We start from the raw sequence: 15,579 nt of genomic DNA, 5'->3' as shown, positions 1-15,579 counted from the left end.
CATCTTTAATTCGATTCCTCTGAAGCTATTTCTAGAATTGCTTTAATTTCTTCTGGTTGAAACTCTTTAGACAATTCAGAAGTTGGATTGAGTACTAATGTCGCCCCTTGGGTCATTTCAAAAAACTGTTTTGCATTGATCTTGATGTATTCCGCATTTTCAGCAATATCACGTTGGATGATGTCTAGCGACAAAAAGAAAGGTATTGCTTGCTCACCTTCTGGGGTTTCTAAAACACGGAACTCAACTTTTTGACTGTGATCTTGTGTCGCCAAACAATAAATATCGGAGATTAACAACTGCTCTATAAAATCAGGAATCAATGTGTAGTCGTCTTGGGTTTGAGTAAATAGTTGTTGTAAATTAGTCATATTATTATCTTCTATTGATTGTTAAATTTGTACAGCGAGATTATATCTTTACAGATGTGTCACTTAAATAGATACTTTAATTTAAATAGGTTTACTTCCTAAGCCCCATTGTTATTAACCATGTATATCAATGATCACAACTAAACACCGTGTTTAACAAAAAAGACTTTTCGAATTCAAATTTTAAAATATTATTATTCAAAATCTTACTTTTCAATTATAGCTAAAATATCTTCAAAATGCTGCACTCGATGATCAGCCTGAGTAATAAGCATTTTCTGTTCAGGATCAAAAAGTATCGTTTGCATCCCTAGATTCTTTGCACCTTGAATATCCGCAATTTCATTATCTCCAACCATCACACATTGCTCAGGTTGTACATTCATTTGCTGACATGCCAACTGAAAAATTTCAGCTTGAGGTTTACGCAGTCCAACCGCGTCTGAAATAATCACACTCGAAAAATATCGGTTTAATCCCAAAGCTTGGAAATTATTTTCCTGAAATGGTGTTTTACCATTCGAGATCAACCCCAGTGCATAACCTGCTTCAAATAAGCGCTGAAGAACAGTATCTACACCCGCAAAAGCAACACAAAATTGATTAAAATCTTGAATATAACTGGTTAATAATTGCTGCTCGGTAAATTTCGAAATTTTAAATTTTTGAATAAGTTGGCGATAAACCACATCTTTCCACACTGTACCATTGGCATCAAGTTCAATAAAACTTTCAATAAACGACTGTTTTTCAGAATTCGCAACCAATGGCAGAGCATTCACCTGCCAACTTAGAAAACGTTTTAAGGATGCGGTTCGATCCAAAAGTGTTTGATCAAGATCGAATAACACCGCTTGAATCGATTGCATCGTAACTTCCCTTTTAGTTTTATTTAGCGATTCAATGACATGCTCATATCAATATGTGGAATACCACAATCTAAATATTCATCACCCTCAACCACAAAGCCTAAATTTTCATAGAAACCAGTAGCATAAACTTGTGCAGACAATTTTAAAAATTCACGTTTTTGTTCAGTAGCCACTTGAATAATGTGTTGCATCAATAACTGACCGATACTTTTACCACGATATTGTTTGAGTACAGCGACTCGACCAATACTATGGTCTTCCAATAATCGAGCTGTCGCAATCGCTTGATTTTGATCATAAACGACAAAGTGTAGAGAAATTGGATCTTGCTCATCTCATTCTTCATCTTCAGAAATATTTTGTTCTTGAACAAAAACACTACGGCGAATGAATTGTGCATCTTGTTGTAACGTATTCCAATCACCTGATTGGATTTGAAAATCTGCCATTTGCTTTACCATTAACATTTACAACCAATATCTTGTTGATCCCATTGATTATTTAACAATAACTCTAAAGATTGTTTTTGAATACCATACATGTCTTTTAAAGCTTGAATTTGATCCAAAACAGCCTGATCTGGGCTTTCAAAATCTTTGCGTTTTGTTGCCAAAATCATTTTATTTTTACTGGTATGTTCTAAAGCAACAAATTCAAAAACCTTGGTTTCATAACCATAGGCTTTTAACAGTAAAGCACGAATGGTATCTGTTAACATTTCAGCTTGTTGTCCTGCATGAATACCAAATTGCAACATCGGTTGTAGCACTTTAGGACTTCGCATTTGTGGGCGTAATTCTTTATGACAACACGGCGCGCACATGATCATTTGTGCATTTAGGCGAATGCCTGTATGAATCGCAAAATCAGTCGCAACATCACAAGCATGCAATGCGATCATGACATCTAAATGATCAGGATGGTAAGTTCTGACATCACCTTGGAAAAAATCCAATTGACTAAACTCAGAACGCACAGCAACATCTTGGCAAAACTTCACCATATTTTCATTGAGTTCTACCCCAGTCACATCAGGCGTTTGCAAATGCTTTACTAAATAATCATACAGTGCAAAAGTGAGATAGCCTTTGCCCGAGCCAAAATCAACCACTTTTAAAGCATGATTTTTGTCTTGTTGATGAATATGCGTTAAAGCACCTGAAAATATTTCAATAAATTTATTAATCTGCTTCCACTTGCGTGCCATGCTTGGAATTATTTTTGCATTTGCATCGGTGATACCAAGCGCTTGTAAAAAATAGCTTTCTTGGTCTACAAAACGATGTTTTGTTCGATCATGTCCCTGTTGCTCATTTTTCTGAGTTTTGACATTGGGTTTAGTTTTACTGACCGTCAACATGGCTTTCTTTTTATTTTTCTTGAGTTGAATTTCCGCCTCATCGGTAAACAAATTGGCTTGTTTACAGTGTAAAGCCTGTTCCTGAATGATGGATAATGCTTCACTTAATGGATAATTCTTTGTCATATCCTTAGTTTTATAATGATACAAACAGCTCAAAACAGTTTCATTTTGTAATTGAATGACTCTAAAAGTCAGCTTCTCTAAAGCTGCTAATTCACCCTTGTACTGACTTAAAATCAGACGATCTAAGTTTTGATTATCAATAGCTTGCTGTACACTATCGAAAAATTGTTGTTCCTGCTCAGATAGGGAAACGACTGCTGACATAATCAAAACTCATATTCATTAAGTCGGTTATTTTAAAACGTCTTACTTTAAAGGTAAAACTGCATTACTATACAAATGTACTTTTAATAAGTTGAAGCCAATGTCAACCAATCAATTGATTCATGTTTACGCACCATTAGAAGAACGGATTAATGCATTAAGCCATGCGTTTGGTGCTATTTTGGCTGCAATTGCAACAATTTTCATGTTGATCAAAGGCAGTGATCTTAATGACTGGCAATTTTTTGGACTCGCCATTTACGGCCTAAGCATGATTTTATTATTTGCAAGTTCAGCAGTTTATCATTTTTCAGTCGATGAAAAAAAACGCCAATGGTATAAAAAACTTGATCATACCGCTATTTACTATCTAATCGCTGGTACCTATACCCCATTTTTAGCAATCGCGATTCCAACGACAAAAGCACACTACTTGCTTATTGCTCTTTGGATCATTGCTGCAATTGGAACACTATTCAAGTTAATATTCATTCATCGTTTTGAAAAAATATCGCTCATTGCATATTTGGTTATGGGATGGCTTGCTGTCCTTGTGATGGATGATATGCAACGCTTTCTAAAGCCTGAAGCATTAAAATTATTAATCATAGGCGGTTTAGCTTATACGATTGGTGCATTGTTTTATGCCTTAAAAAGAGTAAGATACACGCATGCAATTTGGCATATTTTTGTTTTGATAGGGGCAGGATCACATTTCCTTGCAATTTATCTTTACGTTATTTAATCCATAGATACTCGAATTTCAGTAACCCTGAATGAGTGACTTTGGTTTGATCTCGTTGTTTTTTTAAGAAATTACGCCTTTTTTAAAAAGATTACGCTTTAGAGATTCGTTTTACTTTTAAAAGTGTAAGGTACATCATGGCGTCATTATCTACAGCTACATCTGAAGTTCAGACAAACTCGAAGACTCGCGTTCTTTTTGCGAGCCTTGTCGGAACAACCATCGAATTTTTTGATTTTTATATCTACGCAACAGCTGCTGTACTTATTTTTCCGCATTTGTTCTTCCCTGCAAGTACAGATCCAACGACAGCCATTATCCAATCTTTAGCGACATTTGCGATTGCATTTATTGCCCGTCCAATTGGTGCAGCGGTCTTTGGTCATTTGGGGGATCGTATCGGACGTAAAGCAACACTTGTTGCCGCTTTACTGACGATGGGGATTTCAACGGTTTGTATTGGCTTACTTCCAACCTATGCGCAAATTGGTATCGCAGCACCATTATTACTTGCGCTTTGCCGTTTAGGACAAGGTTTAGGTCTAGGTGGTGAATGGTCTGGTGCAGTCTTACTTGCAACAGAAAATGCACCTGAAGGTAAACGTGCTTGGTATGGTATGTTCCCTCAACTGGGTGCGCCAATCGGCTTTATTTTAGCAACAGGTTCATTTTTAACACTTGGTGCATTGATGTCTGAGCAAGACTTTATGCAATGGGGGTGGCGTATTCCATTCCTAGCAAGTGCAGCATTGGTGATTGTGGGTTTATGGATCCGATTAAAACTCCATGAAACACCAGCATTCCAAAAAGTTTTAGATAAACAAAAAGAAGTGAATGTTCCTTTTAAAGAAGTTGTGACAAAACACTATAAAATGTTGTTTTTAGGCACAATTGCAGCGGTATGTACATTCGTGGTGTTCTATCTAACCACCGTATTTGCGCTCAATTGGGGCACCACAAAACTCGGTTATAGTCGTGCAGAATTCCTTGAAATGCAGCTTGTTGCGACTTTCTGCTTTGCAGCATTTATTCCACTTTCCGCTATATTGGCTGAAAAATTTGGACGTAGAACAACCTCTATAGGTGTTTGTGTCGCATCTGCACTTTTCGGTCTAGTCTTTGCAAATATGCTTGAATCAGGTAGCACAATCATTGTCTTCTTATTCTTGTGTTTGGGTTTGGGCTTAATGGGAATGACCTATGGGCCAATTGGCACGGTATTATCTGAAATATTCCCAACATCTGTACGTTATACAGGCTCAGCATTAACCTTTAATTTGGCTGGCATTTTAGGTGCATCATTTGCACCATTGATTGCAACTAAACTTGCAACAGCTTATGGCCTACAAGCCGTAGGATACTACCTAACAGCTGCATCGATTCTTTCACTGCTTGCTTTCTTGGCTATACGTGAAACAAAAAATGTTGATGTAAATAACCAAGTTTAATCCTCTACCTCACCCTACAGTAGATGATCGAAAGCCTGCAAGATTGCAGGCTTTTTATGCTGTAAATCTTAAAAATCTAAAACTCAGGCTCACTGAAAATTTCAATCAACTGATTACTAAAAGGTTGTATAAAAGACAAATAACTCGCATGCAAAGCCATTCGTGTTAAATCAGTTTTAAACGGTTCAGGATGATAAAGCTTATCTCGGAGAATAGGATGCCCAATATATTGCATGTGTACCCGAAGCTGATGTGATCGCCCTGTGATCGGTGTCAATAACACCCTACTCGTATCTTTTATTGCATCATAACTTAAGCATTCAAATAAAGTTTGAGCTGGCTTACCCAAATCAAAATGTACAATCTGTCGTGGGCGATTTTCCCAATCCGTAATTAATGGAACATCGACTTGACCATTGATCGCAATCTGACCTTGTACCAAAGCAATATAATTTTTCTTAATCGTACGTGCCTGAAACATTTTACTCGCAGCGACTTCAGCTTCACGATGTTTTGCGAATAATAAAATACCTGACGTCGCCATATCCAAGCGATGGGTAATCTTGGCATGAGGATAAAGTGCTAATACACGAAAATAAGCACTGTCGTGGTGTTCAGCTAAACGCCCCGGAACTGAAAGCAAACCCGCAGGTTTATTGATGGCAATAAAATCATCATCTTCAAAAATAATATTTAAGGGTTCTAAAGGTGGCTGATATACAAAACCATCATCTATCGGCATGTGAGTCGGGCTATGAGAAGAATTGCCGAAAAATAACAACTGACTGAAATGCTGTCAAGGGAACAAAAGAGAACAACAAGCGGATTATTTTGATGAGGACTTCAATTCGATAAACGTCTAGTGTTCTTCAAAGGATGGGGATTCAATACCACACTGCCTCATGATCATCATTTCAACTCATTCACTTTTTATATGATTGAATCCTAGATGGTGGTTCTATCATGAGACGACATGGATGTCGTCGTTGTGTGGGGGTACAGGACGTACCCCTCACCCAACAGAAGATTTTTGTCACTTTTCATCTCTGAAAAGTGAAACATCGCCTACGCAAACCTATTTCAATTTTAAATGCAAAGTGTAGCTTGCATGCTATATCGATATAAAAAATCACTTTCACAAAATGATCATTCAAATTGATTCAATATTACTCAAGCCTGAATATTCAATACCAATTGGCGCTTTTTCACCTGCTGCCCCACCTGCCCAATGATCTCATCAACCACACCATCTACATCTGACTTGATTTGTTGCTGAATTTTCATTGCTTCAAGAATCAGTAAAGTTTGCCCCTTAGTCACCGTATCACCTGCATTGACAAGAATATTGATAATCGCACCATCCATCGGTGCGCGAATCTTCCCATCACCTGCAACATCAGCGGTTTCAGGTGCTGCATAGGTTGTATTTTCAATACTTAGATTACCATTCATGGCATCCAAATATAGACGATTACCATCCAACGCATAATGAATAGAACGGCGTATTCCATCCATTTCATAAACCAATTGGTCTGCTGTATTTTGCAAAATTGTGAGTTGTTGAGCCTGCCCACAAACTTCAACAGTAACAACTTGCTCAGCACGTTTCGCTGCAATTTGAATGTGTTGATCATCTATTTTTAGCTTTAAAGGCAATGATAATGCAATACCTGTATTCCAACTGCTATTATTCGATGCATTGGTGAATAAAGCTGCTGCAACTGCAAGATATTCTAAATTGGTGGTTTGTTTATGCAGACTCAGATCTGTTTGAAAATGCTCTTGAATAAATGCCGTATTGGTATCCCCTGCAACGATAATTGGATGCTTGAGTAAATTCACCAAGAATTGCTTATTACTATTTAGTCCCAATAAAACGCAATCATCCACAGCACGAGCCAATAGACGAATTGCATCCTGACGAGTCTTGCCATAAGCAATCACTTTCGCCACCATAGGGTCGTAAAAAGGACTAATTTTATCCTGTGCTAATAAACCATGATCTATACGAACATGCTCTAACTCAGCAGCTTTCCATTGTAAAACCTTACCTGTTTGTGGCAAAAAGTCTTGACGAGGATCTTCCGCATACAACCGCACTTCTATTGCATGACCATTTAAAGTAAGTTCTGATTGTTTTAAAGGTAATACTTCACCATTGGCAACTCGTAACTGCCATTCAACTAGATCTAATCCAGTAATTAACTCGGTTACAGGATGTTCAACTTGTAAACGAGTATTCATTTCCAAGAAATAAAATTCACCTGATTGGTCTAATAAGAATTCAACCGTTCCTGCTCCGACATAGGCACACGATTTTGCTGCTGCAACTGCAGCTTCACCCATCTGTTGACGTAGACTTTCCGTCATCACAGGACACGGTGCTTCTTCAACGACTTTTTGATGACGGCGTTGAATCGAACAATCACGCTCAAATAGATAAACGTAATTACCATGCGTATCGCCAAAAACTTGGATTTCGACATGACGTGGTGCAATCACCGCTTTTTCTAAAATCAGTTCCCCTGAACCAAATGCATTTTCAGCTTCAGAACGTGCTGTTTTTAATGACTCAACGATATCAGCAGCTTGATGAACCAGACGCATACCACGTCCACCGCCACCTGCGGAAGCTTTCACCATTAAGGGATAGCCAATTTTATCCGCTTGCTGTGCCAAATAATCAATGTCTTGTTGCTCACCTTCATAACCGGGTATGCAAGGCACACCAGCTTGAATCATGGCAATTTTAGATAAGCGCTTACTGCCCATTAACTCGATGGCTGATGCGGGTGGGCCTATAAAGGTTATACCATTTTCAGCACAAGCTGCTGCAAAATCAGTATTTTCAGAAAGAAAGCCATAACCGGGATGGACAGCGTCTGCCCCTGTTTTTTTACATGCTTCAATAATATTCTGAATTGATAAATAGGACTCCGATACTTTTGAAGCCCCGATATAAACCGCCTCGTCCGCAACTTGTACATGACGTGCATGACGGTCTGCATCTGAATAAACAGCAACTGTTTGGTAGCCCATTGCTTTTGCTGTTTTCATCACACGAACAGCAATTTCACCACGGTTTGCAACTAAAACTTTTGAGAATTTCATGTTTTTCCCTATTTTAAAATTCCCTTAAATCCCCCTTTGTTATGGGGAAATTTCTTCTTTCAGTGAAGGATTTAGGGGATTAATTATTCCAACTTGGTAAACGTTTCTGGATAAAGGCTGTTGTCCCTTCTATGCCTTCCTCACTACCGACTGCATTGGCAAACTGCTGTGCTGCATCATCCAAAAGGCTATTTAATGGTTCATTTAAAGTTCTGTGTAATAAGGCTTTGGTGACACGCGAAGCATGCGGTGCAGCTCGTTTGATCTGCTGAATAGTGTCTTCCAACAATGCATTTAAAGCATCATCGTTTTCGACAACTTCATGTACTACACCCATTTTAAGTGCAGTGTCTCCTTCAAAACGACTGCCCAATAGTGCCAAACGACGAGCTTGAGTCAAACCAATACGTTTCACGACAAAGGGGGCAATTTGTGCAGGAATCACACCTAAGCCCGTTTCAGGTAAACCAAATTTTGCATCTATCCGACTTATTGCAATATCCGATACACAAGCCAAGCCAAATCCACCACCCAATACAGCACCTTCAAGAATGGCAACCACGGTTTGAGGTGCTTGATCGACTTGTTCAATCATGTAGCCAAACTGACGATTAAAATCGACATAGGGTTGATTTGTACCGACACTCAAAGCCTCACCACGCAACTGCGCCATGTCTTTGATATCACCACCTGCACAAAAATGCCCACCTTTGCCACGTAGGATCACCCCACGAATCGACATATCATTTTCAATACTTTTGAATACCTGCCGAATCGCTTTGACCATATTCAAACTCATGGCATTTCGGCTTTCAGGTCGATTCAACCAAAGCGTTAAAATGCTACCTTGTTGTTCAAGTTCAAGACTGTCATCAAATTGTTGAACCGTCAGTGATTGTGAAAGTGTCATATTCAAACTCCACTTAATTGCGCTTTGATGGAAGAATATCCATCAACTTACAAATAATGCCCAACATGATTTCATCTGCTCCACCGCCAATTGAGCCTAAACGACCATCACGATACAGTTGAGAAGCTGGGTTATCCCACATAAAACCATTACCACCCCAAAATTGTAGGCAACTGTCTGCAACTTCACGGGTTAAACGTCCTGCTTTCAATTTCGCCATAGATGCAATTTCTGTGGCATTACCACCATCCACATGAATTTCACATGCGCGATAAGTCAAAGCACGTAATGCCTCTACTTCTGTCATTAACTCAGCAAAACGGAAATGTACATATTGGTTATTGATGAGGGGTTGCCCAAAAGTTGTACGTTCTTTGGTGTATTGAATGGTTTTTTTGATCACAGTCTCTAAACCACCAATCGCATTGGCTGCAGCCCACATGCGTTCTTCTTGGAACTGCATCATTTGCATCATAAAACCCATGCCTTCTGCACCAACCAAATTACGCTGTGGTACACGAACATTGTCAAAATACACTTCAGCCGTGGTCGTTGAGCGCATGCCTAGCTTATTGAGAGGTTCTGAAAATGAAATCCCTTTACTTTTTGCAGGGACAATAATCATGGATTTATTGACATGCGGTTTATCGTCAGAAGTATTAGCCAATAAACAAAAGAAATCAGCTTGTAATGAGTTAGTAATCCACATCTTACTGCCATTGATCACATAATCATCACCATCTTTTTTAGCTGTGGTTTTGATTGCAGCAACATCTGAACCTGCATGAACTTCTGAAACAGCAATCGACGCTACATATTCCCCTGCAATCGCAGGTGTTAAAAATTCATCACGTAATTCTTTGCTACCAAAACGAGCCAATGCAGGGGTTGCCATATCGGTTTGCACACCAATTGCCAAAGGCACACCGCCACATGCAGCACGCCCTAACTCTTCTGCAACCACAAGATTGTAGGAATAATCTAAAGCCAAACCACCATTTTCTTCAGGTTTACAAATGCCGAGTAATCCTAAATCTGCCATCTTTTTAAATACTTCATGGATCGGGAAACGCCCCGCTGCTTCCCATTCAGGAATAAAAGGATCTAATTCTGTTTCAACAAACTGGCGAGTGGTGCGGCGTAAAGCTTCATGCTCTGATGTAAATTTCATTGTTTTTCCTTAAAATTTTAATTGATCCCCCTCACCCATCCCTCTCCCCAAGGAGAGGGTATTTCTTCTACCTTTTCAAAGACTGGGTGAACTGTGGCTAACAGTGCAAGGGAGTTTTCTTAAAGCCTCGACACCCCAAATCGAATTGGATTAAGCTCACGATGTTCTGCTTCATAAATCGTTTCTAGCAAGAAAATCAAAACCTTACGTGTATCACGTGGATCGATAATTCCATCATCATGTAACATCGCCGTATTAAATAAAGCTGTAGACTGTTGCTCTAATTTTGCAGTGGTGCTTTGTTCTAAGAAATCAAGCATCTGCTCATTCGGTTCCATGCCCGAAGCTTTTTGCTTACCTTCCGCAACGATACGTAAAACTTTACCTGCCTGAGCTGAGCCCATTACTGCCACATGCGAATTTGGCCATGCAAAAATAAATTGTGGTGATAATGGGCGCCCACACATAGCGTAGTTGCCTGCACCATAAGAACCTGCGACCACAATCGATATTTTAGGAACGGTGGTATTAGCAACGGCTTGAATGAGTTTTGAACCATGTTTGATAATGCCGTTTTGTTCAGCATCTGTTCCCACCATAAAACCTGTGGTGTTATGTAGGAACAATAAAGGACGTTGAGTCTGCTCACACAGATGAATAAACTGTGCGGCCTTGGTCGCACCTTGCGGTGTAATCGGCCCATTGTTGGTAATAATGCCAATATGTAAGCCACCAATCTTTGCCCAACCACACACGGTTAATGCATCATATTCTTGCTTGACTTCAAAAAAATCAGAATCATCCACTATACGAGCAATGACTTCTTTCATATCAAAAGGTTGTTTAGGGCTTGCAGGAATAACACCTAACAACTCTTCAGCAGAATAACGTGGTTCTTTATAAGTCAAATTTGATTGCTGAGTTTGTTCTTTCCAATTGAGATGCTCAAAAACGTCACGTGCGATACGAATACCATCTGCATCATTTTCCGCTAAAAATTCTGCTGTACCCGCAACTTGAGCATGCATTTCTGCACCACCCAACTCTTCTGCAGTCGCCACTTCACCTGTTGCCGCTAAAAGTAAAGGCGGCCCTGCCAGTAGCATTTCTGTTTGTTTTCGAACAGCAATCACATAATCCGATAAACCCGGTTGATAAGCCCCACCCGCTGTTGCATTTCCATGGACCACGGACACTTGAGGTAAACCTGTTGCTGACATTCGTGCCTGATTGGCAAAGGTCATTCCGCCATAAGTAAATACTTCCGCAGCATAATTTAAATTTGCCCCACCACTTTCAGTGAGCGTCAGCATGGGTAACTTTTGTTCAAAAGCAATTTTTTGTAAGCGTAAAGTCTTCTGCACGCCCATCGGTGACATCGTTCCACCTTTGATAGCACTATTACTTGCCGAGATGATGCAGCGCACACCACTGACAAAACCCATTCCAGCGATGATTCCACCGCCTGCATCTGAGCCATCTTTATCGTCATGCATCGCATAACCCACTAAACCGCAAAGTTCGACAAAAGGTGAATCGGCATCTAAAGCTAAACGTACGCGTTCATGCGGTAAAATTTTGCCTTTCTTATCAAACTTAGGTTTTGCTGCATAAGACTTTTCAATATTTTTATTTTGAACGGCTCTCACTTCTGCAATTTGTGCCAGTAAAGCATCCCGATTCTGTTGATATTGCTCGCTTCCTACTGCAATTTCGGATTGGAGAATAGTCATGCGTTTTCTCCTGCATTTTGGTTATTCGTTTGATTATTCAATTGTTGTTTGAGTACATCTGGAATAAAAGCTCGGTGGAATCCATTAAATGACTCGCTATTATTTGCATCAGCCAATGGATACATACGTGTCCCTAAAGAGGCTGCGCCATCAATACGAATGGTCATTCCTGAAATAAATCCTGCTGCTTCGGACAGTAAATAACAAATCGCAGATGAAATTTCAGACTCCGTTCCCATACGTTTTAGCGGTACATTCCCTGCCAAGCTCGGAATGATGAATTTTGCAAAATCACCTGTGTAATTATCCATACCCGATGAAATTATCCATCCTGGCGCAACACAATTGACTCGAACACCTGAACGTCCCCATTCCACTGCTGCTGTTTTGGTTAAATTATCCACCCCTGAACGTGCTGCACCTGAATGTCCCATACCTGGCATTCCTCCCCACATGTCAGCAGCCATATTGACAATACTGCCCCCATGTTTTGCCATCCATTGGTTATAAGCTTCTTTCATTAAATAGAAAGTTGAATGCAAGTTATTTCGCACCACTGCATCAAAGCCGTTAGCAGAGATCCCTTCTAAATTAGACGGAAATTGCCCGCCTGCATTGTTGACCAAACCATCCAAACGACCAAACTTTGCAATGACTTCAGCAATCATGCTTTGGACTTGTTGTTCTTCACGATTATCACAGACAATAAAATGCACTTTGCCATGATCTTCGGTAATTTCTCTGCTGACATTTTCTAATTTTTCAATTTTACGTCCTGTAATCACCACTTGCGCGCCCAACGCTGCCAGCTCATGAGCAGTACAACGTCCGATCCCTGAGCCTCCACCTGTCACAATGATGACTTTATCTTTAAAAGCATCTGGTCTAAATATTGAGTGATATTGCATTTTTATTTCCACATTGTTTTCTTTAATTTCCATAGCTCCCTCTCTTTCTAGGAGAGGGTTAGCGAGAAGTCCATTTCATAAATTCTTAATAATCCTCTTATCCACCACCTTCTTCAAAAGGAGGATGAGGAAGGAGTCTTTATTCCACCAAATCCTTTGGTACTTTCACAGGCATATCCAACAGTTGTTGCGCAAAAGCTTTACCTTGTGGATCAATTCGTAAACTGGCAATACCGCCGCCTCCTAGTGCATTTTCCAGCATGAAATTTAACGCATTAAAACCTTCAATTTCATATCGAATCACTTGACTGGTTTCAGGGTTCAACAGATGTTGCATATATTTCGCGACATTTTGCGCTGTCAAATTGGCACGAATCCACGGTAAATACTCAGCTTTACGTGCAATCACACCGATATTGCTATGGTTGCCTTTATCACCACTTCGGGCATGGGCAATTTCAATCAACGGAACTTCGATTTCTTGACCTGTAAATTGAGCAACCTCACCTGTTGTATGTTGATGCAAGGATTGATCTGAAGAACCTTGCGGAATTACAACTTTTTGACGTTGACCGTTAATGTCTATTTCCACATCAAGTTTGGTTTTATCCACCAAGAAAGAGAACAATTTAACGACTGGCGAAGCTTTAGGACGCCCTCCAACGATACCAGCCAATGCGGGTGCCATACCTGTTGAAGCTTGTGCAATTTCAGAAGCAAAAAACATACATGCTTCTTTAAACGCATGCTTTACGGCAATTTTGACCACAACTTCACGACTTTGTGTATGAATTGCATTTTCACCATAAGTACTTTCAATACCGAGAATTTCTACAGATTTTTCTGAAAATGGCGGAACTGATCGTAATGCTAAAACACGTTCACATTTGGTTAAAATCGCATTGGCAATCACTTGGGCTTTTTGCGGTGCTTCACGCCCTGCAATTAAAAAACTAACTAGAACACGATAACCATCGGGATACGTTGCACTGACTTTATACTGCTCCGTTGGCGCACGTCCTTTTGCACCTGTCACCAAGACTCGATCCTCTGCAATTTGTTCAAGTTTGACTTGGCTAAAATCAGCGGTCACATCGGGTAATAGATACGTTTGCGGATCACCAATTTCATAAACAATTTGTTCAGCAACTGTTGCTGTAGTCACAAGCCCACCAGTAGCATTGGGTTTGGTGACAATAAATGAAGCATCAGCTTTTACTTCTACAATCGGAAAGCCCATATTGTCGAAGCCTTTGACTAAACGCCAATCGGTAAAATTACCACCTGTGCATTGTGCACCGCATTCGATGATATGCCCTGCCAAAGAGCCTTGTGCAAGTTTGTCATAATCATCGATAGCCCATTGATATTCATGTAGTAATGGTGCAAGTACCACAGCAGAATCAACCACACGACCTGTAATCACAATATCAGCGCCTTGGTCTAAAGCATCTCGAATCGGAATAGCACCAAGGTAGGCATTGCAACTGGCTAGATGTACTGGAAAATCTTCACCACTAAACATTTCTTTGATATTTTGCTTTTGTAATTCAGCTTGTTGGTTTAATAAATCGTCGCCCAAGACCACCGCAATTTTTAAATCTAAACCTTGTGACTCAATAACTTTTTGTAATGCATCACGGCATGCCAAAGGATTTACCCCACCTGCATTGCTAATGACTTTAATTTTTTTATCACTGATCTTTTTGAGTAATGGCGTCATCACACGACTGACAAAATCCAAAGCATAGCCATGGTTTGGATCAGTCATCATCGCTTTCGCCATAATCGACATGGTGATTTCTGAAAGGTAGTCAAAAACTAAATAATCAATATCAGATAAATGTACCAATTGAAATGCGGCCGTATTGGTGTCCCCCCAAAATCCTGAGGCACATCCAATTTTAACTATTCGCTGATCTTCCATTTTCACACCTATCTTCTTCTCATTGTTCTGAATAAAATTTATACTTTAATCTACCAAGCAAGCGCTTGGTTTGTAAAGTGCAAAATGTTATGCTGAATTGGCAAAAGTAATTATTTTTCTAATTATTCAAGGTTTATTACAATTCTAAATAAAAAGGAATTTCTTAAATTATGATTTTTATCAATTTTATACAAAAACATTATTTAGAAATTTCTTTTTTTCTATATGTAAATTTCACCCAAATATTATTTACATCAGGATTAATTGGAGGATTTTTATTAATAAGAGTCTTTAAAAAAGAATGTTTAGGTTTATTTGTTAGTATTGGTAGTTTATTAGGTTTTCTTATATATTTTTTCTACTTTCAAATAATAATCATTCCTAATCATTTTAATAAAGAACGAATAAAAGAAAATTTTCATTATGGATGTATGACATATTATGCAACAACCAAATACAAACCTAAAAATTCAAAAGACTTTTCATACCGTGACTATTTTATTATTAATCATTCCTTTACTGAGGTTTATATTCGAGGTGAAAATTTACCAATAACTAAGCAAATTAATGATTTTAATACTCTTATGAACTCGAACATATGTTACCCAGTGCGCTATTTACAATTTAACTTTTTGTTCTATAAAAAAATTGAAGTTTACGATTTGGTTGAAAATCATGATTGACCTATTATAC

13 protein-coding genes and 1 pseudogene are annotated in these 15,579 nt (G+C 39.1%); 3 read left to right on the top strand and 11 right to left on the bottom strand.

All coding sequences use genetic code 11. The annotated features are described in order from the left end of the window. Window positions 1-5 precede the first annotated feature (5 nt). The 4 genes and pseudogenes from ACY45D_RS04030 to ACY45D_RS04015 all read right to left on the bottom strand — a co-directional run bounded on the left by ACY45D_RS04030 (window position 6) and on the right by ACY45D_RS04015 (window position 2,933). Window positions 6-371: an SseB family protein gene (locus ACY45D_RS04030; protein ID WP_463108548.1), complete on the bottom strand. Its 366-nt coding sequence runs from the start codon at window positions 369-371 to the stop codon at window positions 6-8. 206 nt (window positions 372-577) lie between these two features. Further along, window positions 578-1,240: an HAD family hydrolase gene (locus tag ACY45D_RS04025; protein ID WP_463108547.1), complete on the bottom strand. Its 663-nt coding sequence runs from the start codon at window positions 1,238-1,240 to the stop codon at window positions 578-580. A gap of 23 nt (window positions 1,241-1,263) precedes the next feature. After that, window positions 1,264-1,692, bottom strand: a pseudogene (locus tag ACY45D_RS04020) (GNAT family N-acetyltransferase). An 11-nt stretch (window positions 1,693-1,703) separates the two neighbouring features. Further along, a complete protein-coding gene (locus tag ACY45D_RS04015) occupies window positions 1,704-2,933 on the bottom strand; it encodes a class I SAM-dependent methyltransferase (RefSeq protein WP_463108546.1) in 1,230 nt (409 codons plus the stop codon). A 100-nt stretch (window positions 2,934-3,033) separates the two neighbouring features. Here ACY45D_RS04015 and trhA point away from each other — a divergent pair, with 100 nt between their 5' ends. Then, the gene (trhA, locus tag ACY45D_RS04010) at window positions 3,034-3,678 is read left to right on the top strand and encodes a PAQR family membrane homeostasis protein TrhA (RefSeq protein WP_463108545.1); all 645 of its coding nucleotides are present in this window, start codon (window positions 3,034-3,036) and stop codon (window positions 3,676-3,678) included. A 137-nt stretch (window positions 3,679-3,815) separates the two neighbouring features. Beyond that, entirely contained in the window at window positions 3,816-5,126 is a 1,311-nt protein-coding gene (locus ACY45D_RS04005; RefSeq protein ID WP_463108544.1) for an MFS transporter, read from the top strand. A gap of 76 nt (window positions 5,127-5,202) precedes the next feature. Here the strand turns inward: ACY45D_RS04005 and ACY45D_RS04000 are convergent, their stop codons facing one another. From ACY45D_RS04000 to ACY45D_RS03970, 7 genes are all read right to left on the bottom strand, one after another. Further along, window positions 5,203-5,868 (bottom strand): RluA family pseudouridine synthase, encoded by a 666-nt coding sequence (locus tag ACY45D_RS04000; protein ID WP_463108543.1) that lies wholly within the window; start codon window positions 5,866-5,868, stop codon window positions 5,203-5,205. Between the two features lie 428 nt (window positions 5,869-6,296). Continuing rightward, the gene (locus tag ACY45D_RS03995; RefSeq protein WP_463108542.1) at window positions 6,297-8,237 is read right to left on the bottom strand and encodes an acetyl/propionyl/methylcrotonyl-CoA carboxylase subunit alpha; all 1,941 of its coding nucleotides are present in this window, start codon (window positions 8,235-8,237) and stop codon (window positions 6,297-6,299) included. A 79-nt stretch (window positions 8,238-8,316) separates the two neighbouring features. Then, on the bottom strand, window positions 8,317-9,147 hold the full coding sequence (locus tag ACY45D_RS03990; protein WP_463108541.1) for an enoyl-CoA hydratase/isomerase family protein: 831 nt from the start codon (window positions 9,145-9,147) through the stop codon (window positions 8,317-8,319). 13 nt (window positions 9,148-9,160) lie between these two features. Beyond that, the gene (locus tag ACY45D_RS03985; RefSeq protein WP_463108540.1) at window positions 9,161-10,318 is read right to left on the bottom strand and encodes an acyl-CoA dehydrogenase family protein; all 1,158 of its coding nucleotides are present in this window, start codon (window positions 10,316-10,318) and stop codon (window positions 9,161-9,163) included. 119 nt (window positions 10,319-10,437) lie between these two features. Beyond that, window positions 10,438-12,051 (bottom strand): acyl-CoA carboxylase subunit beta, encoded by a 1,614-nt coding sequence (locus ACY45D_RS03980; protein WP_463108539.1) that lies wholly within the window; start codon window positions 12,049-12,051, stop codon window positions 10,438-10,440. Then, window positions 12,048-12,959 (bottom strand): SDR family oxidoreductase, encoded by a 912-nt coding sequence (locus tag ACY45D_RS03975; RefSeq protein WP_463109421.1) that lies wholly within the window; start codon window positions 12,957-12,959, stop codon window positions 12,048-12,050. The genes ACY45D_RS03980 and ACY45D_RS03975 overlap by 4 nt, the downstream gene beginning before the upstream one ends. Window positions 12,960-13,098: 139 nt before the next feature. After that, entirely contained in the window at window positions 13,099-14,886 is a 1,788-nt protein-coding gene (locus ACY45D_RS03970) for an acyclic terpene utilization AtuA family protein (RefSeq protein WP_463108538.1), read from the bottom strand. Window positions 14,887-15,056: 170 nt separating this feature from the next. Between ACY45D_RS03970 and ACY45D_RS03965 the strand changes: the two genes are divergently transcribed. Further along, window positions 15,057-15,569, top strand: coding sequence for a hypothetical protein (locus ACY45D_RS03965; protein ID WP_463108537.1), 513 nt, complete (start codon window positions 15,057-15,059; stop codon window positions 15,567-15,569). The last annotated feature ends 10 nt before the right edge of the window (window positions 15,570-15,579 follow it).

This window comes from Acinetobacter sp. BZX-2, from assembly GCF_055179795.1.
This window is presented reverse-complemented; position numbering and strand designations above follow the sequence as displayed.